This window comes from Bacillus sp. UNC69MF (assembly GCF_000746035.1).
In the GTDB taxonomy this organism is placed as follows: domain Bacteria; phylum Bacillota; class Bacilli; order Bacillales; family Bacillaceae; genus Bacillus; species Bacillus velezensis.
Genome location: NZ_JQKM01000003.1, coordinates 900667 through 924657, shown reverse-complemented (window position 1 = coordinate 924657; position 23991 = coordinate 900667). Strand labels below are relative to the sequence as shown.

Below are 23991 nucleotides of genomic sequence, written 5' to 3'. Positions count from 1 at the left end.
ATTATCCGGCTGTCACTATAAAAAAGGACGCCTTCCATCCGGAAAGCGTCCTTTTTTACTAGTTGATTTTAAATTGTTTCGTTAATTCCCGCAGTTCTTCGGCCATTTGCGCCAAAGTATCGGCGGATGTGCTGATTTCTTCCATTGATGCAAGCTGTTCTTCTGCGGATGCGGCAATATCCTGAATGCTTGCTGCGCTTTCCCTAGATACGTCCGCAATATCCGTCACTGCGGCTGAAACGTGCTGGGAGCTGTCTGACAGCTGTTCAACCGTGCCGTTCATCGATTGAAGCTTCTCGGCGATATCGTTTGTCATGCCGAAGATATTCTGGAAGCTTTCTTTCGTGCGGTCCGTCACGGCAAGTCCTGATTGAACTTCTTCATTAACGGATGTGAACATGTGAAGTGATGTATTAATCTCAGCCGTGATTTCCTGAATGAGTTTTTCAATCTCTTTGGCAGAACCGGCGGATTGGACGGCAAGCTTGCGCACTTCTTCGGCTACCACTGAGAAGCCCCGCCCGTATTCACCGGCTCTTGCCGCTTCAATGGCTGCATTTAACGCAAGCAGGTTTGTCTGATCGGCAATGCCGTTGATGACTCTTAAAATATGAGTGATGTCTTTTGATTTGGCCTCAAGGCCTTTTACAACCGCTTCCGCCTGCTGGACCGATTGATTGATGAGATTCATCTGCCCGACGGTTTGCTGCACATATTCTTCCCCGGTGCCGGCAGCTTCCTTCGATTGTTTAGATGCTTCCGTAATGGATGATGATGTGCGGGAAACGGCGGCGAGTCCGTCATTTATATGATTCAGCTTGGCTGAGCTTGAATCGACTTTTTCGCTTTGCTCTTCGTTTCCGTTTGAAAACTGCTCAATGGCCATTGTAATATGTTCCGTCGCTTTGCTTGTCTGCGAAGCTGAAGCGGTCAGCTCTTCTGATGACGCGGCCACATTGTCGACAGAGTTTTGGATCGCGCTGATCAGTCCGCGCAGAGATTCTCCCATTTCATTAAAGCTCGCGCCGAGTTCGCCCAATTCATCTTTCGAGCGGATATCAATGGTTTCAGTCAAGTCTCCGCCGCTGATTTGTTTAGAAGAGCGGACAAGCCGTTTCAGCGGTGACGTAATGGATCTGACAATCAACAGAATTAAAATTCCCCCGATGATAATGGATGCTGCAAGGACGATCATTCCCATCGTCAGCACCGGTTGTGAGGCGTCTTTAATTTCGTTGAGCTCCATGCTCCCCTCTATTTTCCATCCGGTCAGTTTATTTGTCGTAAACGCCATTTTTTTATTTTGATCATCGAGCTTGTATGAAATAATGCCGCTGTCTTTGCTGTATACCTCATTCAGCCACGGGGTTGAAACTTTGTCGCCCGGTTTGTGGTCTTTATGCGCGACATAGGTTTTATTTTTGGACGTGATAAACACGAATCCTTTTTGCCCGATTTTGATTCCCTGCATCTGCTTCAGCAGCTGGTCAATCGTAATATCCATGGCCACTACGCCTGTTCCGTCCTGCATCTGCTTTGCCACGGTAACGACCATGCTGCCGTCGCTTGCCGCGGTGTAAGGGTCGGTGACAACGAGCGTGCCGCCGGCCTTCACAGCGTCTTTATACCAAGTGCGTGTTCTCGGATCGTAATCGGCCGGAGTATTCTCCTTCGGCGCCTGTGCGTAGCCGCCGTCTTCCGTTCCTCCGTAAATGCGGGCTACGTCCTTATGAATAGACGTGTATTGCCCGAACTTTTCTTCAAGAGCAGACATGTTTTTCTTTGAGAAGGATGATCCTTTTAACGTTTCACTGAAAAATTCAATCGCCTTTGCTTTTGAGCCGATATCATTTGTAATGGTTGTGTTAAAAGATTCGATGTTATTTTTCGCGTTGCCTGAAATCTGATCATCCAGCGAATTGCTCGCCGTATGGTATGAACTGAATTCTAACACGAGAATCGGTATGATTAAGATCACGATAAATGAAATGATTAATTTACGTGAAATCGATGCCTTTGTGCACCAATTAATGAATTTTTTCATATTAAGCTGCTCCCTCAAGTGTGATACCTTATATATCGGCTCAGTCTTCACATTTTGTTAACATTTCCTCCTTTTTTATGACTTGATTTTCATTGCCCAAGCTTCCTGCATATCTTATAAAAAAAGAGAAGGGGGGCGCGCAGATGATTATCATATCCGGCCAAGTGCTTCGTCCTCAGGACATCGCGAACTGGCAGACGGAAGAAAGCCTTGTTCCGTATATAAATGAACTGCTCAATTCTCCCGTACAATTCGATTACGGGTCGATTGCTGAACTGATGTTCGAGGTGCGGCTGCGCCGCCATATTGTGGAAGCCGCAAGAGAACTGCACGGATCAGGTGTGAAATTTGCAACTTTCGCCAAAACATACGGAAATACGGCTTATTGGAGAGTGACGCCGGAAGGAGCCTTGGAGCTGAAGTACAGAATCCCCGCTTCAAAAGCGATTCGGGACATTATTGAAAACGGGGCGTTTTACGCATTTGAATGCGCTACCGCCATTGTTGTGATTTATTATCTGGCCGTCTTAAAGACAATCGGTGAAGAACGGTTTAACCGGCGTTTCCGGGATATCACTTTGTATGACTGGCACTATGAGCATCTGCCGATCTACACGGAAACCGGCAGCCACTTTTTACGGGGAGATTGTTTATATTTTAAAAATCCTGATTTTAATCCTGCAAAGGCTCAGTGGCGGGGAGAGAATGTCATTGTGATGGGGAATGATCAATATTTCGCCCACGGTCTCGGGATTCTGACCGCTGAACAAATCATCCAGAGATTGAATTCTTTAAGAAAAAAAAATGCCGTGCAGCCGGCTTATCTGCTTAACCAGGCAACAAGGCTTGATGCACCCGCGCTTTATCAGATCATGCATTAAAACAATCCCATCGTCTGTCATTGTGACGATGGGATGCGGAATGCTTTTCTTTTCCGGTAAAAAGCCGTCGTGCCGAGCGCTTGGTTTGCAGCCCATTCAAACTTCTCTAAATCATGTCGGGTGACGGCTCTGTCCCGTCGGCTCCATTTAATGGCGCGGACAAAGTAATACCCTTTAATCGGCGCCATGGTGACTTTGGAATGCGGAAAATCTTCAAAGACAAACTCAATAGTCCCTCTTTTTTTGTAGGACATTTGAAGAATCTTCATCATCCATCACCTCACGATTTCTGGATTATGATTCGCACAATTCTTCCAAAACGGTTTTCACGTCTGTCGGCCCTTCAAGTTTCGCGGCGGACTGGCCGGCCCATAAAGACATATACTCCGCGTCTCCTGATTGAGCCGCGTGCCCGCGCATCGGCTTTGTCAGCGTATTATGCAGCGGATAAGGCAGCGTATTTCCCTCGTCAGCCTCATATGTTTTCATGAACTGATTCACGATTCCCCGCGCCTGTTTTCCCGAAAACAGGGTGGTCAGCCGCGTGTCGGCTCCTTTTGAATCGGCAATGGCTTTTTGATATCCCGGTGAGGCGCTGCTTTCTTCACAAAGGAGAAACGGTGTTCCTACTTGAACGCCGTCCGCACCCAAACAGCGGGCGGCCTGCACGCCGCGGCGGTCAAAAATGCCGCCTGCCGCAATCACCGGGATATTCAGCGCGTCTTTAGCCTGCGGAATCAGCGCCATAAGGCCGAGAGCCGGTTCTCCTTTAACCGGCAGAAACGACCCGCGATGTCCGCCGGCTTCTATTCCCTGAAGGATAACGGCGTTCATTCCCCGTTCTTCAAAAGCCTTCGCTTCCTCCGGCGTTGTCGCCGTGCCGAAAAGGAAACATCCGCTTTTCTTCAGCTTTTCCGCCGTTGCTTCCGGCGGCAGGCCGAAGGTGAATGAACACGCTTTGACTCCGTAACGGATCAGAAGCTCCGCTTTTTCCTCGAAATCATTCCATTCTTCTTTCAGATCAGAGAACGGCTTGGCGTCTTTTGCCCTCGGGATGCGGGCTTTCCATTTTTCAACCAGTTCCGCCTCAGGCATCTGCCTTTCTTCCGGAACGAAAAGATTTACTTGAAAGGAGCGGTTCGTCAGCTCTTTCATCTCGATAAGCTGTTTTTCAAGGGCTTGCGGGCTGACGTATCCTGAAGCGAGGCTTCCGAGCGCCCCTTCATTCGATACCGCCGAAGCCAGACGCGGCGTGACCAGCCCGCCGGCCATCGGCGCTTGAATGACGGGCTTTGTTAATGACAATGCACTCATCCACTCACTCATTTGTGTTTTCCTCCGTTTCAGCCTGTATTTTGATATAACATGTTCTGTTTCGCGGACCGTCAAATTCGCAAAAATAAACGCCCTGCCATGTTCCGAGTATCATGCGCCCGTCTTCTATGATGACATGCTGGGAGGCGCCGATTGTACTCGCTTTCATATGTGCCGCCGTATTTCCCTCCATATGCCGGTCCAGTTCGTGCTCCCACGGATACATTTCATCAAACCTTCTGAGCATATCCCTCTTCACATCCGGATCGGCATTTTCATTTATGGTAATGCCGGCGGTTGTATGGGGACAGTATATGAGCGCCAAACCGTTTTTCACGCCTGTTTTGCGGAGAAACGCTTCGGCTTCATGTGTGATGTCGATCATTTCATCCCGTCTGTTTGTTTGAATCTGCATTTTTTTCAGCATATGAATGCCTCCTTTCTTTTTCTCTTCCTTTCCCATATTCGTTTCTGTATTTGTCTTTTCCTGTCGGATCGCGATGATAAACGCAGATCACAAAAAACTTCAGCCTCGGGACTGAAGTTTTTCACCATATATATACGCGGGCCTCATAAGGCTTTAAAAGAAAGGATGTCACATGCCGATGCGGTGGTGTTTCCATGCTTGCGAGCACGAGCGTATCGGAGTCAAGCGGATAACCGGGATGCTTGTATAAAGCGGGGGTTTTAGACAGATTTGTGATGATCAGGGCGGTTTTTGTTCCGTTTTTTCTTAGATAGGCATAAATCTGCCGGTCATTCGGAAGCAGCAATTCATATGTGCCGCTGATCAATACGCTGTGTTCTTTTCTGAGGGCGAGCAGCCGTCTGTAGAAATGGTATACGGATGTTTCATCCTGCATTTGTGATGCAGCGTTCAGCCATGTGTGGTTCGGATTCACTCCGAGCCACGGAGAAGCATCAGAAAACCCGCCGTTCGCCTCACCGCTCCATTGCATCGGTGTCCGTGAATTATCCCGGCCCTTCTTCCAGATGATCTTCATCACTTTTTCATGCGGAACGCCGCGGGACGTCTCTTTTTCATACAGATATTTCATTGCGGCGTCATCATAATCTTCAATGGACGGAAACGAAACATTGGTCATCCCGAGCTCCTGCCCCTGGTAAATAAACGGCGTGCCTTTCATCAGCATATACATCGCGGCGAGTGCCTTGGCGCTTTCTGTCAAAAACCGTTCGTCACCCCATACCGAGACGGAACGGGGCTGATCGTGGTTCTCCATAAATAACGCGTTCCAGCCCTTTCCTTCAAGACTGTTCTGCCAGCCGGACAAGACGCGCTTAAGCGCCGGAATGGAGATGCTTTGATCATCTTCCGTATCCCAGAGGCCGAGATGTTCAAATTGAAAAATCATTTGAAAGACGCCGTGTTCTTCACCGGCCCAATCAGCCGCCTCCCAAGCCGCCACTCCGTTCGCCTCGCCGACCGTCATGATCGGATAGCGCGAAAATGTTTCCCGTTTCAGCTCTTTTAAGAGATCCATTATGCCTTCCCCATTCATATGGTACGGGAAAGACGGGACGTACGGGAGACCGTCCGGATTCGGCATGTCAGGGAGCCCTTCTTTTTTCTTAATGTGAGAAATGGCATCCACCCGGAAGCCGTCTATGCCTTTATCAAGCCACCAGCGGACCATCTCATAAACGGACTGCCTCATCGCTTCGTTTTCCCAATTTAAATCAGGCTGTTTTTTGTCAAACAGGTGCAGGTAATACTGGCCGGTCTCTTGATCATATTCCCACGCTGATCCGCCGAAAATGCTTTCCCAATTGTTCGGCTCTTTGCCGTTTTTTCCGTCTCTCCAGATGTACCAGTCCCGTTTTTCGGAATCTTTCGCCGAGCGTGATTCGATAAACCAAGGGTGCTCATCGCTTGTATGGTTGATGACGAGGTCTATAATCAGCTTCATGCCGAGCGCATGGACATCCGCAAGGAGCCGGTCAAAATCCTCCATCGTCCCGAATTCGCCGGCAATTTGTTTATAATTCCGAATATCGTAGCCGTTGTCCGCGCCCGGCGAGTCAAAAACGGGACAAAGCCAGATCACATCCGCCCCCAACTCTTTTATGTAATGAAGCTTTGCTCTGATGCCGTTCATGTCGCCGATTCCGTCCCCGTTCGAATCCATAAAGCTTCGGGGATAAATTTGATAGACAGCCGCCGTTTTCCACCAATCCGTTTTCATACCGACACTCCTTTCTTTACATCATATGAAGGAGCGGGACGAAGAAGCATTTTTTCCATAAAAAAAGCCTCATTGCAAAAGCAGGAGGCTCAGAAATCAGTTTTTTTAATTTCAACGAAGCGGATATGATGGTCTTCCGCTTCCAGCACCTTAAATTCACACCCTTCGGCATGAAACACATCACCATTTTTCAGCTCCATTTTTTGTGTTAAGAGCCAGCCGGCAATCGTGTCAATGTCTTCATTTTCGATGGCGATATCAAGGAGATCATTCACCTCTTCTATGAGCGCCTTGCCGTCCATCACATAATGGTGTTCGCCTTTTTTGACGATGTGGGGCATTTCATCCTGGTCATATTCATCACGGATTTCCCCGACGATTTCCTCCAATATGTCTTCGACGGTCACAAGTCCCGCCGTGCCGCCGTATTCGTCAACGAGAATCGCCATATGAATTCGCTCCTTCTGCATGCGGATCAAAAGCTCCTGAACGGGGATGCTTTCAATGACTCTGATGACCGGACGCATAATTTCTTTTAATTCAATGGAGCGGCCGAGAAAATACGCCTTAAATAAATCCTTATTGTTAATAATGCCGAGAATGTGATCTTTGTCTTCCTTAATAACCGGATATCGCGTATACCGTTCGTTGATGATCAAATGTATGGCTTCATCAACTGACTGTTCAAGCGAGATGGCGGCGATTTCGGTGCGCGGCACCATGATTTCTCTGGCGACCCGGTTATCGAATTCAAATATTTTGTTGACGTAACGGAATTCAGATTGATTGATTTGACCTTTTTTATAGCTTTCGGACAAAATCAGCCGCAATTCCTCTTCACTGACCACGACCTCATGTTCTTTCACCGAATGAAAACCGAACAGCTTGACCAAAAATCCGGCTGAACCGTTTAACAGCTTAATAAACGGATACATCACTTTATAAAACAGAATGAGCGGTTTCGCCGTCCACAGACTGACGGCTTCGGCTTTTTGAATGGATATCGTTTTCGGCGCAAGCTCTCCGATGACGACGTGCAGATACGTGACGGCGATAAACGCCGCAATAAACGTGACGACGTGCGTAATGGATGACGGCATTCCGATCAGGCTGAAAACAGGATGAAGAAGCCGCTGAATCGTCGGTTCACCGAGCCAGCCGAGTCCGAGCGCCGTAATCGTAATGCCGAGCTGGCACGCTGATAAATATTCATCGAGATTTGAAATCACCCTGTGCGCCGCGAGCGCCCGGCTGTCTCCGGTTTCAACCAGCTCCGCGATTTTTGAACCGCGGATTTTGACAATCGCAAATTCCGCAGCGACAAAGATGGCCGTTAATCCGATTAACAGCATAATGAGAATCAGTTTTAATATAAGCAAAAAAACCCCTACCGCAAACGGTAAGGGGCCACCTCCTTCGTGTTAATTCTCATCACGACCATTTAAGAAAATCATCACAAAACGAAGCAGCTCGAATAATGAAACGAGCGCCGCAGCCACATACGTCAGCGCGGCGGCGTTCAGCACTTTATTCACGCCGTGTTCTTCACTGTTGCGAATGAATCCTTCCGACACGATAATCCGCTTCGCCCTCGCGCTGGCATTAAACTCGACAGGCAGTGTGACAAGCTGGAAAAAAACAGCGGCCGAAAACAAAATAATGCCGAGTCCGATTAAGTTCAAGCTGCCCAGGAGCATCCCGCCCAAGAAAAGCAGAGGGGCGACCCCGGAGGCAAAATTGACGACCGGAAAAATTTTGTGCCTCAGCACAAGCGCGCCGTATGATTCCTGATGCTGCAAAGCATGTCCGACTTCATGGGAAGCGACGGAAATGGCGGAAATGGAGCGGCCGTAATATACCGGCTCAGATAAACGCACCACCCGCTCCGTCGGGTCGTAATGGTCTGTTAAAGTGCCTCTTACCGGTTCTACCGGCACATCATATAAACCGTTAATATCAAGAATCCGTCTTGCCGTTTCCGCCCCCGTCCGCTGACTGGAAGCTTCTACGTCTGAGTATTTCTGAAAATTGCTTTTCACTTTAAATTGTGCCCAAAACGACAATCCCAATGCAGCAATTGTTAAAAAGATAAACAGCATATTATCCTCTTCCTTTTTCTCTTATATCGTACGATTTGCTTATATATTATTTTAATGATTGTCCGCTTTCCTGTACAGAAATCCGCTTCTTTTTTCTGACAGGAATCAATCCTCCGAGCATGATGAGGATACACCCGGCCAATCCGATGTAAAACGGAAACGTGCCTGCGGTCTCTTTTGCAAAAACAAGCCATGAAAATCCGCCGGACATATGATTGTATCCATTCAAATCGAAAATAAGCAATACGGCCGCCGAAGCGAGCAGCTGCGCTCCGGCCAGCGCCGCCAGCAGTTTTTGAATGACTGTCATTTGACTCACCCTTTTTCGGTCCGCTTTCTTTATCATATGAAAAAATGAGGGTGAATATGTTTTCGGCGATTTTTGAAAGACATCAAACGAACTGGGACATACTGTATAAAAAAAGATACAGGTGTGATCGACATGAAAGTGACAAATGGCGAGAAAGAACAGCTGAGCAATGCGATAGACAGAATGAACGAGGGGCTTGACGCCTTTATCCAGCTCTATAATGAATCGGAAAACGACGAACCTCTCATTCAGTTTGAAGATGAGACGGCCGATTTAATCAGACATGCGCGTGACTCATACGGCCAGCAACAGCTGAACGAAAAACTAAACACCATTATTAAGCAGATTTTATCCATCTCTCTGTCGAAAGAAGAGCCGGGCGAATGAAATCAAACCGTTTATTTATTTCCTGGCTGAGATGGCCGTTATATGTTCGGATCGGACTGATCATTATCGCCTTGATTTTATTGTTCGGCCAACTCATTTACATGCTTGAGCCGAAGCAATTCACGTCTGTGTTTGAAGGGGTTTGGTGGGCGGTTATTACGGTGGCCACAGTCGGCTACGGCGATTACGTGCCCCAGACGCCGCTCGGGCAGATTGCCGGCATGGTGCTTGTATTAAGCGGAGCGAGTTTTGTAACCGCCTATTTCGCCACGCTTTCTTCAGCCGTGTTCAGCAAACAGCATCGCTATGTCGAAGGGAAGGTCGCCTTTAAAGGCAAGGGGCACGTCATTCTTATCGGATGGAATGAGAAGTCGCATATGCTGCTGAAAGAACTGCAGCACATCGCGCCGTCAAAAACTGTCGTCCTGATTGATGATTCATTAAGGGAAGGGCCGCTTATTGAAAACGTCCATTTCATCCGCGGACATGCCGCTGATGACAGTACGCTCAATAAGGCGAATATTACGGAAGCCGATACCGTCATTTTGACAGCAGACCAGCAGAAAAATGAATCCGAAGCTGATATGCTGTCGGTATTAACGCTTCTCGCCATCAAAGGGCTGCATCCGTCCGTTTATTGTATCGTGGAAATTTTAACGGAACGGTATGTCAAAAACGCCGAGCGCGCAGGAGCCAATAAGATTCTGTGCACATCACGCCTGTCGAGCCGGGTGATGTTTGAGCATTACCGGGTCAAGCTGCAGCTTGCCAAACCGCAAACGCTGTCAGATCTGACGCTGGAGAAAAAGGTGCGCATCATTCCCGTCCCCGAGGATTTAAAGGGTTCATCTTATCATGACTGTGCGCTCTATTATCTCAAACGGAATACCACGATCATCGGCATACAAAAAGAAGAGGGGCCGATGCTGACCCCTCCCCTGTCATACCAGGTGCTCGATACTGATCTGTTTTTGGCTCTTTAATGCAGCAGGACGTCTTCCAGCTCTTTTACAAGCGAGATCCCGATATCTGTATATGAGCGGTCAATTGCCGCATCCCGCCGTTTCGGCTCGGAGAATTGGTTGAATAATGACTCAAAAACACCGCCGCCTGCGTGATCATCCGTTTCCTCCTGATAGACGTGCCTCAGCAAAAAGGGGGTGCCGATTGTAACGGCGGCCCCCCGTTCATCCAGGTGTCCCTTATTTGCTTCAACAGGGATGCGGAGAAATAAATAGCCGTCCTGATCGGAAATTTTGTAATCAAAGAACCCGCGGTCATACTCCCAGCCGCCTCCGATGGTATAACCGATCGGTTTCAGCACCTGTTCCAGTTCGCGGAGTAAAAACGATTGCCCTTCAAGTGAAGATGGAATGCTGATCATGTGCATATGCTCCTTTTTGTCTTTAGCGTCCCCGCTCTGCGGCGTCTTCATACGGCGCCCGGGAAGAATCGGGAGCGGCAGACAGACGCTGGAAAGAGGTAACGGCGCATTCAATCAGAACATACGTCACAATTGCGGAGAGAACGGCTTCCGTTGAAATATAGAAAACGGCGGCATAGAGACAGCACTTCGTGATCAGCGACTGCATCCGGCCAATCTTCAGTTTCAGCCGGACCATGTCCGTAAACAAGCCGAGAGGGAAAGCGAAAAACAGGATGGTTTGTAAGAGGGATTCAGGAGACAGTTTTAGTGCCGAATAGACAATAGCGGCGGAACAGACGGAAATGACGGCATGCTTACATAAGAGTCGTATCATTCATCATCACACCTTTCACGGTTTAAAAAAGGCTGACCCGTCATGCTGAGGGCCAGCCCTTCTTTTTATTTTTCAAGGCGTTTTTCAAGCTCTGCTTTTTTCTCTTCAAAGCCCGGTTTGCCGAGAAGCGCGAACATATTCACCTTATAGGCTTCAACACCCGGCTGATCAAACGGGTTGACTCCGAGCAGATAACCGCTCATCGCCACCGCTTTTTCAAAGAAATAGACGAGATATCCAAATGTATATGCATTAAGCTCCGGAATATTGACAATTAAGTTCGGCACTTTTCCGTCTGTATGGGCAAGCATCGTGCCTTCGAACGCTTTTTTGTTGACGAAATCGACCGTTTTGCCGGCTAAGTAATTTAAGCCGTCGAGATCATTTTCCGCTTCTTCAATTGTCAGCTCATGCTTCGGTTTTTCAACGTTTAATACAGTTTCAAACAGATCGCGTCTGCCTTCCTGCACGTATTGACCGAGAGAGTGAAGGTCTGTTGAGAAGTTAGCAGAAGAAGGATAGATGCCTTTTTCATCTTTTCCTTCACTTTCGCCGAAGAGCTGCTTCCACCATTCCGCAAAGTATTGCAGCGCAGGCTCATAGTTGATAAGCATTTCAATGGTTCTGCCTTTATTATACAGAACGTTGCGGACGACGGCGTATTGGTAAGCCGCGTTCTCTTCTAATTCCGAGCTGGAAAAGTCTTTGCTTGCATCAAGAGCGCCTTTCATCATTTCATCGATATCAGCCCCGCTTACCGCAATCGGCAGAAGACCTACCGCAGTCAGAACGGAGAAACGTCCGCCGACATCATCAGGAATAACGAATGATTCGAAGCCTTCTTCATTAGAAAGCGTTTTTAAAGCGCCGCGCTCTTTATCTGTCGTCGCGTAAATCCGCGCTTTCGCTTCTTCTTTTCCGTATTTTTCTTCAAGAAGTTTGCGGAAAATCCGGAAAGCGATTGCAGGTTCCGTCGTCGTGCCTGATTTAGAAATGACATTGATAGAGAAATCAGCGTCTTCCAAAAGATCCATAACATCTTTCATATAAGTTGAGCTGATATTGTTGCCGATAAAGATAACTTGAGGGTTTTTGCGCTTGTCTTTCGGCAGAACGTTATAGAAAGAATGATTGAGCGCTTCAATCGCCGCGCGGGCGCCTAAGTATGAACCGCCGATACCCACGACGAGAAGCACGTCTGAATCTGATTTGATTTTTTCAGCGCTTTTTTTAATGCGCGCGAATTCTTCTTTATCGTAGTTTTCAGGGAGGTCCACCCATCCTAAAAAGTCGCTTCCGGCGCCTGTTTTTTCATGGATATTATGGTGTGCCGTTTTTACGAAATCACGTGCGTATGTAAGTTCATGTTCATTGAAAAAAGGTAACGCTCTTGAGTAATCAAAGCGTACATGCGTCATTTGCTTGTCCCTCCATCACGGTGAATTGTTTTCTCTTTCACTTTATATGAACTCACCCGCTAAATCAAGTCATGAAGAAGGCATGATGAATATGGGATTTGCGCTAAAAATGCATTCATTTTTTATACAATACCCCGAATTCGATATGGTTATATTTGTAATAATCGTGAGAGGGATAACGAATCGAATGTTGGTGATCCAGGAACGTATCACCTTTACTTTGGAGCAGGATGACATCCATCGCCAATCCCGATGGGCCGGTTCTTTTTATATAGTACTCCTCTTGAGAGGCTGCCACGAAGGAATATTAAGGCATAAATGTCCATTTTTAAAAATAGTGTCTATATTTGGGGTATCGTGTTAAGATGAAAGTGATTTTAAACCGGGAGGTGATTTTATGACTAAAACCATTGGTCTTATTTGTGGAAGTTTACGAAAAAACTCGTATAATCGAGCAATTGCTCAATCATTGATTGACTTTCGATAATGCGGCTCAATTTCGTTGGGTTGAAATAGACAGTCTTCCTTTTTTTAACGAAGATTTAGAAATTGCCGGAGCACCAGACTCCGTAACATCCTTTAGAGCTGATATACAAGACGTTGACGGCGTCATCATTGTAAGTCCAGAGTACAATTTCGGAATTCCGGGGGTATTAAAAAATGCATTGGACTGGGCATCGAGACCGCGGACCCCTTCTGTTTTAAACAGAAAACCGGTTGGCTTAATCGGAGCAACCCCCGGAGGGTTCGGTACTGCCTTTGGTCAAACGCAAATGAGGGAAGTACTCGAAGCTATGCAAGTCAATGTTTTGCCCTTTCAAAAAATGCTGATTTCGCAAGTCCATGAGAAAATTGATTCCGCTCAAAACATACTGACGGATGAACAAACAAAACGTTATCTTCAACGCTATTTACAACAGTTTATCCATTGGATTGATCATGCTCCGGTTCCCGTTCCAAATTAATTGAAGGATCATCCCCCTCACGAAAAGTCACCTCAGAAATAACTTTCTTTCTATACAGCATATGAATAGATTTACCGTTTTCAATTGACAAACTTACTTGCCTTAATTCAAGGAGGATGATAAAATGTCTGATCTTTATTCCCGTCTTTCAAAAGATGATGCTGCCGTGCTTTTAGTTGACCATCAAACCGGCCTTATTTCCGGTCTCGTGCGTGACTATAGCGTTGATGAATTTAAGAACAATGTATTGGCTCTCGGTGATACGGCTAAATTCTTTGATTTACCGGTTATTTTAACAACGAGTTTTGAAAATGGACCCAACGGACCGCTCATGCAAGAACTCGTTGATCTCTTTCCCGATGCGCCAAAAATAGCCCGTCCCGGACAAATTAATGCATGGGACAATGAAGACTTTGTTAAAGCCATTGAGGCGACTGGCAAAAAACAGCTGATTATCGCGGGGGTGGTAACAGACGTCTGCGTTGCTTTTCCTGCGCTTTCTGCCATTAAAGCAGGCTACGAAGTGTTTGTTGTGACAGATGCTTCGGGGACGTTTAATAAGCAAGTAGCAGATGCATCATTAACGCGTATGGCTCATGGCGGCGCGCAGCTTATGAACTGGTTCAGCGTAGCATGCGAGTTACAGCGTGATTGGCGCAACGATGTTGAAGGTTTTGGCGCATTAATCTCCAGTCATCTTCCCGGTTATCAAAACTTAATGGGAAGCTATATGGGGGCGCAGCGGGATCTTAGTACACAAAATGCATAAAAGGAGCGCTGATTGAATCAGCGCTCCTTTTTTAAATTCGCGGCTCTTCATGATTTAGATTTTGTGTAAATAGATGATCGGCAATCGCAAAGTTAATTGATCCTTTTCTGCTAAATGTACAGAAACAGGGAGTCAAATCCGCATCATGTGAGATTTCCATAGTTGTCTCATGGCAAGGGGTGTTTCACTTGCTCTTGATGCACTAATGAAGGGACTCCCAAAACGGTTACATCTGCAGCTTGAAAATCTATTTCATCTTCACCCCGGCCGGAAATGTATCTTACAGTGACGCCTTTAAGATAGCAAGTACGTCATCTTTGTTCAGTTTTTGGAAATTGCCGAATCCGCCGTATTCCATTTCTTTTGCGGCGATGTCTGCGATCAGCTCAAGTTTGTCTTCACCGATGTCATAATCCGCAAGGCGGGACGGTGCGCCGAGGCTTGTCCAGAACGCGGACAATTTATCGATCCCTTCAAGCGCAATTTCTTTATCCGTTTTGCCTTCAGTATCAATGTCAAACATGTTGAGCATCAGGTTTTTAAAACGGTCTACATTTGTATCCAGCGTGTATCTCATCCAGTTCGGGAACAGAATCGCAAGTCCTCCCGCGTGAGGGATGTCATAAACCGCTGATACGGCGTGCTCCATCGTATGGGAAGCCCAATCGCCGAAATAGCCCATTTGCAGCGTGCCGTTTAATGCGATCGTACCCGCGTATAAAATCGTTTCACGGTGCTTATAGTTCTCAAGGTCTTCCAAAAGTTTCGGCGCTGTTTCAATTACCGTCTGAAGGACCGCAAAACACATTCTGTCCTGAAGCGGCGTGTTTTCAACATTGTGGAAGTATTGTTCAAATACGTGGCTCATCATATCCACCATGCCGTATACGGTTTGGTTTTCCGGAACGCTGAAAGTATTCTCAGGATCTAAAATGGAGAAACGCGGATGAGTGACATTGCTGCCCCATACGAATTTTTCGTTTGTTTCCCAATTTGTGATAACGGAATCAGGGTTCATTTCAGAGCCTGTCGCCGCAAGCGTCAGCACCGTGCCGAACGGGAGCGCGTCCTGCGCCGTTACTTTTTTGCTGTAAATGTCCCATGCGTCGCCGTCATATTTCGCACCGGCCGCAATCGCTTTTGTACAGTCGATGACACTTCCGCCGCCGACTGCGAGAAGGAAATCAATCTCATGCTTTCTGCACAGCTCAATTCCTTTATTTACCGTTTCCAGACGCGGGTTCGGTTCAACGCCCGCAAGCTCATGAACGGTTGCGCCTTCTTCTTTTAAGATGCCTGTTACTTGGTCATACAGGCCGTTACGCTTAATGCTGCCGCCTCCGTATACAAGCAGCACGTTTTTCCCGTATTGCTTCAGCTCTTTTTTCAATTGGTCGATTTGACCTTTTCCGAAAATCAGTTTCGTCGGATTGTAGTACGTAAAGTTCTCCATTTATCATAACCTCCAAAAAAATCGTAAGGGAATTACTATAACACAGAAAAAAAGGAGCTGCCAATCCGGCCGCCCCCTTTATGTTATTACAATGATGCTTTCAGTATCGCAAGCACGTCTTCTTTCTGCAGTGACTTGAACTGTCCGAATGCTCCGTTTGCCATCGCTTTATCTGCAATCGTATCCAGCTTCTCATCAGAAATATCATAATCAGCGAGTCTGTTCGGAGCGCCCAGGCTCGTCCAGAAATCAGACAGCCTGCTGATTCCTTCAAGTGCGATCTCTTCATCTGATTTGCCTGTCTCGTCAATATCGAAGACACGGACGGCAAGCTGTTTAAAGCGGGCCGGATTTTCTTTGAGCACATGTCTCATCCAGTTCGGGAACAGAATCGCTAAACCTCCGGCGTGCGGTATATCGTAAACCGCTGATACCGCATGCTCGATGTTGTGTGTGGCCCAATCCCCTCTTGCGCCCATTGACAGCATTCCGTTTAATGCGATCGTGCCTGTATATAAAATCGTCTCACGAAGCTCGTAGTTCTCCAGATCATTGATCAGTTTCGGCGCTGTTTCAATCACCGTGCGCAGAAGCGATTCACACATCCGGTCCTGATACGGCGTGTTTGACGTGTGGTGGAAATATTGTTCAAACACATGGCTCATCATATCGACCATGCCGTAAATGGTGTGGTCTTTCGGAACGGTAAATGTGTTTACCGGATCGAGAATAGAGAATTTAGGGTAAACGAGCGGGCTCCCCCATCCATATTTCTCTTGTGTCTCCCAGTTTGTGATGACTGATCCGGAGTTCATCTCTGAACCGGTTGCCGCAAGTGTCAGCACTGTTCCGAAAGGCAGCGCTTCTTTCGGCTGGTGTTTTTTCGTGACGATATCCCACGCGTCGCCGTCATATTTAGCGCCCGCCGCGATGGCTTTCGTGCAGTCAATGACACTTCCGCCGCCGACGGCCAATAAGAAATCGATGCTGTTTTCTTTACAGAGCGCAACACCTTTGTTCACCGTTGAGACACGCGGATTCGGCTCTACGCCTGCCAATTCATGTACGGTAACTCCCGCTTTTTTCAGCAGTTCGGTTACTTGATCATAAAGACCGCTGCGCTTAATGCTGCCTCCTCCGTATACGAGCAGCACGTTTTTTCCGTACGGTTTGATTTCTTCAGGAAGTTTTTCAACCTCTCCCTTTCCGAAAATCAATTTTGTCGGATTCCAATATGTAAAGTTTTGCATGACATCTCCTCCTTTGGATTTATATTATGCAGAAAGATGACGTTCAATGTAAAGCAATCCGCTTTTTTGACGGCGCATCACATGGTTTACAGACATCGAATTCCCGGGAAAGGCACTTGTACAGCTTGAAACAGTGTGTGATTTACACGGCGGAGAATGTAGTATGCATAGATTCTTTGCTTTGTCACAATCTATAACTGTTTCACGAATTCATAGAGGAGGTTGTTTACATGAGTGTTATTCAGCGTATCTGTCTCGTATTAACGATTATCGGCGCTATTAACTGGGGACTGATCGGGTTTTTCCAATTTGATTTAGTAGCAGCCATCTTCGGCGGCCAAGGATCAGCTCTGTCGCGGATTATTTACGGCCTTGTCGGCATCGCCGGTCTGATCAATCTCGGCCTGCTGTTTAAGCCGAACGAAGAAACATCCCGCGAGGAAGCGGCAAATCCGGAAGTCAGATAAACATAAAAAAAGCACCGAACATACATATCCGGTGCTTTTTTTAATGATTATTTTTTGATAAGGTCTTTGCGGTTGGACTGTTCGATCCACTCTTCAAGCTTATCTTTCAATGTGTTGAAACCTTGCGGAGCAGATGTTTCTTCAGAAGCTTGAGCCGCTTTCGGTTTTCTTGGTTTGCTTTCTTTTCTTTCAGGCGCCGCTTGAGTCGCACGGATAGAAAGGCTGATTTTGCCTTTTTCTTCGTCAACCGCAAGTACTTTTACTTGTACTTCGTCACCGATAGAAAGGTGTTCGTTAATGTCTTTTACGAAACCGTGAGTGACTTCAGAAATGTGAACAAGTCCTTGAGTTTCTTCATCTAATGCAACAAACGCACCATACGCTTGTAATCCTGTTACTTTACCAGTGTAAACACTGCCCACTTCAAATTTTGCTGCCATTCATAACAACTCCTAAGTTAAATTAAATACAGATTATACGCAATTTAAAATTATATCATACAAGTTTGTTTTTCGCAAAGAGAACTTTTTTACATAATCAAGTTTAAGCACAGATAAAGGAGGGTATACTATGATTACGAAGGCTTTCTAGTATTCCCCCCCTTTTATTTGGATGCGAACCGGGTTCGTATCTTTTTTTATGCCCTTTTTTCAACAAACCGTTTGATTCTGACGAGCGCTTCCTGAATCTGCTCAATGGATGTCGCATAGGAACATCTGATGTAGCCTTCGCCGCTCGGGCCGAATACATTCCCCGGAACGACGGCTACTTTTTCTTCAATGAGCAGCTGTTCCGCGAATTCTTCTGAACTCATGCCGGTCGACTGAATGGAAGGAAAGGCGTAAAATGCTCCGCCGGGGTGGTGGCAGCCGAGTCCGATTTCGTTCAATGTCTCCACAATCAGGTTTCGGCGTCTCCGATAGCTTTTCTTCATTCTTTCGACGTCTTCCTGGCCGTTTTTCAGCCCTTCGAGCGCCGCATACTGAGCCATGGAAGGCGCGCACATCATCGCGTGCTGATGAATTTTGAGCATGGCATCCCTGATCACGGGAGGCGCCGCCGTAAATCCGAGTCTCCACCCCGTCATGGCAAATGCTTTGGAGAAGCCGGAAATAAGAATCGTGCGTTCCTTCATGCCGCGGATGGCCCCCATGCTCGTGAATGGCTCATCATACGTCAGCTCGGCATAAATTTCATCGGCAAGCACGATCAAGTCGTGTTTTTCAGCGAAAGCAGCGATGGATTCAAGCTCTTCTTTCGAATAGACGGAACCTGTCGGATTTGACGGCGAGCATAGAAGCAGCGCTTTTGTTTTGTCCGTCAGGGCCGCTTCAAAATCGGCTGCTGATGCTTTGAAACCTTTTGCAGCGACAGTCTGAATCGGCACCGGCTTCGCCCCCGTCAAGGTCACGAGTGATTCATATGCGACAAAACACGGTTCGGGAATTAACATTTCCTCTCCAGGATTCATAATGGCGCGGACAGCGAGATCAAGCGCCTGGCTTGCCCCTACAGTAACGATCAGTTCACTGTCAGGCGAATAACTCAGGCCGAACCGCTGATCTAAATAGCGGCTGATTTCTTCTCTCAGTTCACAAAGACCCGCATTTGCGGTATAAGCCGTATAACCCTGTTCTAAAGAAAGAATACTCGCTTCCCTCACGTTCCAGGCCGTCACAAAGTCAGGCTCTCCCACTCCCAGTGAAATGACGCCTTCCATCGTAGCGGCCAGATCAAAGAACTTGCGGATGCCTGACGGTTTAATCTGCTGCACGTAGTCAGATAAATAAGAAGTCTTCGTTTCCATTTACGGAGACACCACGATTCTTTTGTCATCGTCTCCGCTTTCAAAGACTTTGCCGTCATGCTTATATTTTTTCAGGATGAAGTGCGTTGTCGTGGAAACGACAGACTCAAGGGTGGACAATTTTTCAGACACGAAGCTTGCCACGTCTGACATCGTGTTGCCGCGAATAACGACAGATAAGTCATACACCCCTGACATCAGGTACACTGATTCAACTTCCTGGAATCTGTATATCCGCTCAGCGACTTCATCAAAGCCGACATTTCGTTTCGGAGTGACTTTTACGTCAATCATCGCCGTGACGCCTTCCAAACCGTCGACTTTGCGCCAGTCGATCATCGCCGCATAATCAATGATGACTTTTTCCTTTTCAAGCTTTTCAATGATGCTTTTGACTTCTTCAGCGGGAATGTTTGCCATTTTCGCAATCGTTTCCGCATCAACGCGGCTGTTTTCGTCTAAAATTTCTAATATTTCTGTTTCTTTTTCGGTCAGCTTCATACGTTTCACACCTTTGCATTATCAAAAATCTTCATGACATTATATCACGATTTTCGACAAATGCTAAGAAAAACCCGAAAGAAACCAGAGCTAAAATCTGACAATCAAAAAAGCCTTTACATTACACAAAGAAAGGACGGCGAAGGCTCTCATGGAAGCTGTTTCACCGATTAAACGGGCCGCGATAGACGGAGTTGAGCTGTATTACGAGCATTATGAAAATCCCGGCAGACAGACACTCGTCTGCGTACACGGTTTTTTATCTTCGGCATTCAGCTTCAGAAAACTGATTCCGCTGCTCAGAAACCATTATGATATTATCGCCGTTGACCTGCCTCCTTTCGGGCAATCGGAAAAGTCACGGACTTTCGTATATACTTACGCAAACCTCGCCAAGCTTCTGATCGGACTTCTGGAAAAGCTCGGTATCAGCCGGGCCGCACTCATCGGCCATTCAATGGGCGGCCAGATTTCCTTATCCGCGTCTCTTCTCAGACCCGAGCTTTTTTCTAAAATCGTCCTGCTGTGCAGCTCGGGGTATTTAAAGCGCTCGCACCCGTCGATTATATTCGGGACGCATCTCCCTTGTTTTGACCTGTATCTTAAGTATTGGCTTTCAAAAGACGGCGTGCTGAACAACCTGTTAAATGTCGTTCACGACCGGACGCTTATCGATCAGGAAATGATTGACGGTTACGAAAAACCATTTACAGACCGCCAGATTTTCAAAGCGATGACAAGGTTTATCAGACATAGGGAGGGCGATTTAGAGCCCGAGGATTTGAAGAAAGTGCAAAACCCCGCTCTTTTAATCTGGGGAGAAGAAGACCGTGTCGTTCCGGTCTCAGTCGGAAAACGGCTTCATGACGACCTGCCGGATTCCATTCTGTATTCACTCAAGGATACGGGGCACCTCGTACCTGAAGAGCGCCCGGAGTTTGTTTCGGAGCGGATTTTTGAATTTATTCAATAAAAAAACCGGCGAAACCGCCGGTTTTTAAGGGGTGCAGGAGCTGCTTTCTTTTATGAACAGAAGCTGCTCAGCGGCCTTTTGGCATCCTTCGATCGGAAGCTTTTGCTCAAATGAAGCTTCAAAGATATCCTGAATGGCTGCTGCCAGCTTGTCGGCACGGTCTTCACTGTAGACGGCCTGAACGATGTCGACGGCTTCTGTCTCATAAAAATCTTCTCCATATTTAAACGGGTCCCACTTGGCAATGATTTTCATCATTTCCATGACCGCTTGGCTTTCTTCCATTTTCATCACCGCTTATAATAAAGTTTGCAATTCTATTTTATCATAGATACGCTGTGCAAAATAATGATACTACAGGAGTGACATACATGAACTTTGATCTTCGAGAAAACCGTCTTGGCACACAATCGGTGAAATGGGACAAGGCGGAAGCGTTATTCGGCGTATCGGATGCGCTTCCGATGTGGGTTGCCGATATGGATTTCCGCGCTCCCGAAGCGGTCACTGACGCCTTAAAAGCCCGCCTTGACCACGGCATATTCGGTTACACGTCTCCTGACGAAAACACAAGAGAAGCCGTCGCTTCATGGCTTGAGACGCGGCACGGCTACCGGCCCGATCCCGCAAACATCGCGTTCAGTCCCGGTGTTGTCACGGCAATCAGCATGGCCGTACAAGCCTTTACCGAACCGGGCGATCCGGTGTTGATTCAATCACCGGTGTATACGCCTTTTTATCAGATGATCAAGGAAAACAAACGGCAGGTTTTACATAACCCGTTACGGGAAGAAAACGGCGTCTACTGTATGGATTTTGAGGATCTTGAGAAAAAGCTGAACGATTCTGAGGTCAAGCTGATGATTCTTTGTAATCCCCACAATCCGTCCGGCAGAGCGTGGAGCCGGGATGAGCTTATGAAGCTCGGATCGCTGTGCGCCGCCCATAACGTCACCGTCGTTTCTGACGAGATACATTCCGACTTGATGCTGTACGGAAAGCCGCATACGCCTTTCGCTTCTCTGTCTGAGGAGTTTGCGCGGATTTCCGTTACTTGTGTCGCGCCGAGCAAGACGTTTAATATTGCCGGGATTCAGGCATCCGCCATTATCATTCCCGATCGGTATAAGCGGGCGAAATTCTCCGCCGCATTGCATCAGAACGGAATTTCCAGCCTCAACACATTTGCGGTTGCAGCAATCGAAGCGGCCTATACAAAGGGAGGCCCTTGGCTTGACGCGCTGATTCCTTACATTGAAGGGAATATGAAATTGGCTGAGGACTTTTTAAGAAAAGAATTGCTGAAAGTCCGCATGATGAAGCCTGACGCTTCCTATTTGATCTGGATGGATTTCAGCGAATACGGATTTTCGGATGCCGAGCTCAAAGAAAGAATGCTCAAAAAAGGGAAAATCATATTAGAGCCGGGAACAAAATACGGACCGGGCGGCAAAGGATTTATGAGACTTAATGTCGGCTGTTCAGCCGCCGCCGTAAAAGAAGGGCTTGAGAGAATGAAAGCAGCGCTCGCTTAGCAGCGGAAAGAACGCCTTTATCAGATGAGATAAGGGCGTTCGCTTTAGAGAAATATATACTTTTTTTTCCGGTAAAGATGTTATAATAGATTCATATTTACATAGGAAAGGATTTCGCATAAATGGAGATTGTAAAGGATTACCTGCTTCACTTCTCTTTTATTTTATTCCCTATTTTTCTTTATCAAGTCTTCTGGCTCAGCAAGCCCGATTTGCTTGTGCCGAGAGCGAACCGCCTGCTGGTCGCCGTATTTGCAGCGTCATCTTCCTTATTATGTACGGCTTTTCCCATCCAGGAGCTTCATTCCGTCCGTTACGGTTTGCAGCTGATTCCCATTATCGTCTGCCTGCTTTATTCCGGTACCGCCGCAGGACTTGCCGCAGGGGCGGCATCCGTTTTTTTTCAGCTCATATGGTTTGAACCTTCCGCTCTTTTTTTCTTATCCTTAATTCCTTTTTTAATCATCATCCCTATCCAGCTCCAAACGAAATGGCCTTTTTTTTCAAAGCGGAAGAAACTGCTTTTCGCTCTTCTCATCGGCTGCACTGAAACCGCCTTATTAACCGCATCTGTCTTCATCTATTCCGCGACCAATATTTTCAATTTTCAAAATCTATCTTCCGTTTATTATGAGGCGGCAGTATCTGTTTTTTTTCAAGTCAGCGCCCTTTTGCTGTGCATTTATTTGATTGAGATCATTGATGAGAATGCGTCCATGCGGGCAAGGCTGATTCACTCAGAAAAAATGGCCGTCGTCAGCGAGCTTGCGGCAAGCGTCGCCCATGAAGTCCGCAATCCGCTTACGGTCGTCAGAGGTTTTGTGCAGCTGCTGTTCAGCGGCGAGCAGCTTCAGGACAAATCCCACTCCGGATATCAGAAACTTGTGCTGTCCGAACTCGACCGGGCTCAGACGATCATTACGAATTATCTCGATATGGCGAAGCAGGATGACTATGAAAAAGAAAAGTTTGATATTTCTCTGCTCGTAAAGGAAACAGGTTCCTTAATGGAGTCTTATGCCAATTTTAAATCGGTGACCGTTACGGTTCGAAGCGAGCCTGATTTATATGTGTTCGGCGATGTAAAAAAACTGAAACAGGCCTTCATTAATCTGATTAAAAACAGTATTGAAGCCGTGCCCTCTGAAAACGGCCGAATCGAGGTCTCCGTCCAAAAACAGGAAGAGATGATTCTCATTCAGATTACGGATAACGGAATCGGCATGTCCGATGAAGAACTGCAGAAACTCGGTAAACCATATTATACGCTGAAAACGAACGGCACCGGGCTCGGGCTTACCGTGACATTCTCGATTATTCAGCATCATGAAGGCTCCGTCTGTTTCACCAGCGGCGAGCACTCGGGCACAACGGCCTCAGTCAGGCTTCCGGCAGCTGTTCACTAGCCAACCGCGTTGATCTTTTATAGAATAACTAGAGAGAGGTGAACGCTATGAATACGTTTGAAATCGGCACAATCGTAAAAGGGTTTTATAAAACAGGAGCATACATAGGGGAAGTGACAGACGTCAGGCCCAATCACTATTTAGTGAAAATTAAAGCCGTTCTGACGCATCCCGCTCAAGGAGATCTTCATCATCCGAAGCAGGCGGATGTTCCGTTTTTTCATGAAAGAAGAGCGCTTGCATTCGGGGAACAGACAAACATACCGCATCAGATGGTCAAACCGTTTGATGGCGAGGTGCCTGATTATACGGCTTCCTTACAAGCGGCGTCTGCCCGGCTGAAAGATCAGCTTACAGCGGACGGCTCAGAATGGGCGGAACGTTCGCTCGACAACTTGGCCGCGTTAGAGCGTGACTATTTTAAAAGAACTTGACCCAGTCGGCA

General features: G+C 47.1%; 26 protein-coding genes and 1 pseudogene. 10 read left to right on the top strand and 17 right to left on the bottom strand.

What is annotated here, in order from left to right:
* Positions 1-58 precede the first annotated feature (58 nt).
* Entirely contained in the window at positions 59-2044 is a 1986-nt protein-coding gene (gene tlpB, locus BR62_RS0104640) for a methyl-accepting chemotaxis protein (protein ID WP_032869832.1), read from the bottom strand.
* Between the two features lie 143 nt (positions 2045-2187).
* Between tlpB and BR62_RS0104635 the strand changes: the two genes are divergently transcribed.
* Positions 2188-2925, top strand: coding sequence for a protein-glutamine gamma-glutamyltransferase (locus BR62_RS0104635; protein ID WP_007408635.1), 738 nt, complete (start codon positions 2188-2190; stop codon positions 2923-2925).
* 17 nt (positions 2926-2942) lie between these two features.
* Here BR62_RS0104635 and BR62_RS0104630 read toward each other — a convergent pair whose 3' ends face one another.
* The 7 genes from BR62_RS0104630 to BR62_RS0104600 form a co-directional block, all read right to left on the bottom strand.
* Positions 2943-3194 carry a hypothetical protein gene (locus tag BR62_RS0104630; protein ID WP_007408636.1) on the bottom strand — a complete coding sequence of 84 codons (252 nt, stop codon included), beginning with the start codon at positions 3192-3194 and terminating at the stop codon, positions 2943-2945.
* A gap of 25 nt (positions 3195-3219) precedes the next feature.
* On the bottom strand, positions 3220-4251 hold the full coding sequence (locus BR62_RS0104625) for an NAD(P)H-dependent flavin oxidoreductase (RefSeq protein ID WP_032867203.1): 1032 nt from the start codon (positions 4249-4251) through the stop codon (positions 3220-3222).
* Positions 4244-4666, bottom strand: coding sequence for a secondary thiamine-phosphate synthase enzyme YjbQ (locus BR62_RS0104620; protein ID WP_032867354.1), 423 nt, complete (start codon positions 4664-4666; stop codon positions 4244-4246). Before BR62_RS0104620 ends, BR62_RS0104625 begins: the two co-directional genes overlap by 8 nt.
* A gap of 121 nt (positions 4667-4787) precedes the next feature.
* A complete protein-coding gene (locus BR62_RS0104615; RefSeq protein ID WP_032869829.1) occupies positions 4788-6446 on the bottom strand; it encodes a glycoside hydrolase family 13 protein in 1659 nt (552 codons plus the stop codon).
* Positions 6447-6535: 89 nt separating this feature from the next.
* Positions 6536-7825, bottom strand: coding sequence for a hemolysin family protein (locus tag BR62_RS0104610; RefSeq protein WP_007408640.1), 1290 nt, complete (start codon positions 7823-7825; stop codon positions 6536-6538).
* A gap of 42 nt (positions 7826-7867) precedes the next feature.
* Positions 7868-8545, bottom strand: coding sequence for a zinc metallopeptidase (locus BR62_RS0104605; RefSeq protein ID WP_003152125.1), 678 nt, complete (start codon positions 8543-8545; stop codon positions 7868-7870).
* Positions 8546-8591: 46 nt separating this feature from the next.
* Positions 8592-8855: a YuzI family membrane protein gene (locus BR62_RS0104600; RefSeq protein ID WP_015418085.1), complete on the bottom strand. Its 264-nt coding sequence runs from the start codon at positions 8853-8855 to the stop codon at positions 8592-8594.
* A gap of 132 nt (positions 8856-8987) precedes the next feature.
* Here BR62_RS0104600 and BR62_RS0104595 point away from each other — a divergent pair, with 132 nt between their 5' ends.
* Together BR62_RS0104595 and BR62_RS0104590 are read left to right on the top strand one after the other, a co-directional pair.
* Complete coding sequence (locus tag BR62_RS0104595; protein WP_007408643.1) at positions 8988-9242, top strand: protein mistic; 255 nt, start codon at positions 8988-8990, stop codon at positions 9240-9242.
* Positions 9239-10225: a potassium channel family protein gene (locus tag BR62_RS0104590; protein WP_032869826.1), complete on the top strand. Its 987-nt coding sequence runs from the start codon at positions 9239-9241 to the stop codon at positions 10223-10225. The genes BR62_RS0104595 and BR62_RS0104590 overlap by 4 nt, the downstream gene beginning before the upstream one ends.
* Here the strand turns inward: BR62_RS0104590 and BR62_RS0104585 are convergent.
* The 3 genes from BR62_RS0104585 to BR62_RS0104575 all read right to left on the bottom strand — a co-directional run bounded on the left by BR62_RS0104585 (position 10222) and on the right by BR62_RS0104575 (position 12420).
* Positions 10222-10626 carry a YugN-like family protein gene (locus BR62_RS0104585; RefSeq protein ID WP_012118292.1) on the bottom strand — a complete coding sequence of 135 codons (405 nt, stop codon included), beginning with the start codon at positions 10624-10626 and terminating at the stop codon, positions 10222-10224. The genes BR62_RS0104590 and BR62_RS0104585 overlap by 4 nt on opposite strands.
* 22 nt (positions 10627-10648) lie before the next feature.
* Positions 10649-11002, bottom strand: coding sequence for a hypothetical protein (locus tag BR62_RS0104580; protein WP_032869824.1), 354 nt, complete (start codon positions 11000-11002; stop codon positions 10649-10651).
* A 65-nt stretch (positions 11003-11067) separates the two neighbouring features.
* Positions 11068-12420 (bottom strand): glucose-6-phosphate isomerase, encoded by a 1353-nt coding sequence (locus BR62_RS0104575; protein ID WP_007408647.1) that lies wholly within the window; start codon positions 12418-12420, stop codon positions 11068-11070.
* Positions 12421-12817: 397 nt separating this feature from the next.
* On the opposite strand from BR62_RS0104575, the pseudogene BR62_RS0104565 reads away from it, so the two are divergent.
* Positions 12818-13385: pseudogene (locus BR62_RS0104565) on the top strand (NADPH-dependent FMN reductase).
* 124 nt (positions 13386-13509) lie between these two features.
* On the top strand, positions 13510-14154 hold the full coding sequence (gene ycaC, locus BR62_RS0104560; RefSeq protein WP_032869818.1) for an isochorismate family cysteine hydrolase YcaC: 645 nt from the start codon (positions 13510-13512) through the stop codon (positions 14152-14154).
* Positions 14155-14434: 280 nt separating this feature from the next.
* Here the strand turns inward: ycaC and BR62_RS0104555 are convergent, their stop codons facing one another.
* Together BR62_RS0104555 and BR62_RS0104550 are read right to left on the bottom strand one after the other, a co-directional pair.
* Positions 14435-15607 (bottom strand): iron-containing alcohol dehydrogenase, encoded by a 1173-nt coding sequence (locus BR62_RS0104555; protein WP_007408651.1) that lies wholly within the window; start codon positions 15605-15607, stop codon positions 14435-14437.
* An 86-nt stretch (positions 15608-15693) separates the two neighbouring features.
* The gene (locus BR62_RS0104550; RefSeq protein ID WP_007408652.1) at positions 15694-16857 is read right to left on the bottom strand and encodes an iron-containing alcohol dehydrogenase; all 1164 of its coding nucleotides are present in this window, start codon (positions 16855-16857) and stop codon (positions 15694-15696) included.
* A gap of 230 nt (positions 16858-17087) precedes the next feature.
* Here BR62_RS0104550 and BR62_RS0104545 point away from each other — a divergent pair, with 230 nt between their 5' ends.
* Positions 17088-17324 (top strand): DUF378 domain-containing protein, encoded by a 237-nt coding sequence (locus BR62_RS0104545; RefSeq protein WP_003152104.1) that lies wholly within the window; start codon positions 17088-17090, stop codon positions 17322-17324.
* Positions 17325-17371: 47 nt separating this feature from the next.
* On the opposite strand, the gene yugI is transcribed toward BR62_RS0104545, so the two are convergent.
* The 3 genes from yugI to BR62_RS0104530 all read right to left on the bottom strand — a co-directional run bounded on the left by yugI (position 17372) and on the right by BR62_RS0104530 (position 19632).
* On the bottom strand, positions 17372-17764 hold the full coding sequence (yugI, locus tag BR62_RS0104540; RefSeq protein WP_007408653.1) for a S1 domain-containing post-transcriptional regulator GSP13: 393 nt from the start codon (positions 17762-17764) through the stop codon (positions 17372-17374).
* Between the two features lie 197 nt (positions 17765-17961).
* The gene (locus BR62_RS0104535; protein ID WP_032869815.1) at positions 17962-19131 is read right to left on the bottom strand and encodes an aminotransferase; all 1170 of its coding nucleotides are present in this window, start codon (positions 19129-19131) and stop codon (positions 17962-17964) included.
* A complete protein-coding gene (locus BR62_RS0104530; protein ID WP_003152098.1) occupies positions 19132-19632 on the bottom strand; it encodes an Lrp/AsnC family transcriptional regulator in 501 nt (166 codons plus the stop codon). It abuts the gene before it with no gap.
* Between the two features lie 151 nt (positions 19633-19783).
* Here BR62_RS0104530 and BR62_RS0104525 point away from each other — a divergent pair, with 151 nt between their 5' ends.
* Positions 19784-20605 (top strand): alpha/beta fold hydrolase, encoded by an 822-nt coding sequence (locus BR62_RS0104525; RefSeq protein WP_007408654.1) that lies wholly within the window; start codon positions 19784-19786, stop codon positions 20603-20605.
* 24 nt (positions 20606-20629) lie between these two features.
* Here BR62_RS0104525 and BR62_RS0104520 read toward each other — a convergent pair whose 3' ends face one another.
* Complete coding sequence (locus BR62_RS0104520; RefSeq protein WP_003152094.1) at positions 20630-20890, bottom strand: DUF1871 family protein; 261 nt, start codon at positions 20888-20890, stop codon at positions 20630-20632.
* Positions 20891-20976: 86 nt separating this feature from the next.
* Between BR62_RS0104520 and BR62_RS0104515 the strand changes: the two genes are divergently transcribed.
* The 3 genes from BR62_RS0104515 (at position 20977) to BR62_RS0104505 (ending at position 23980) form a co-directional block, all read left to right on the top strand.
* Positions 20977-22140: a MalY/PatB family protein gene (locus BR62_RS0104515; protein WP_032869813.1), complete on the top strand. Its 1164-nt coding sequence runs from the start codon at positions 20977-20979 to the stop codon at positions 22138-22140.
* A 122-nt stretch (positions 22141-22262) separates the two neighbouring features.
* The gene (locus BR62_RS0104510; protein WP_015240472.1) at positions 22263-23546 is read left to right on the top strand and encodes a sensor histidine kinase; all 1284 of its coding nucleotides are present in this window, start codon (positions 22263-22265) and stop codon (positions 23544-23546) included.
* A gap of 47 nt (positions 23547-23593) precedes the next feature.
* On the top strand, positions 23594-23980 hold the full coding sequence (locus BR62_RS0104505) for a kinase-associated lipoprotein KapB (RefSeq protein ID WP_015240473.1): 387 nt from the start codon (positions 23594-23596) through the stop codon (positions 23978-23980).
* The last annotated feature ends 11 nt before the right edge of the window (positions 23981-23991 follow it).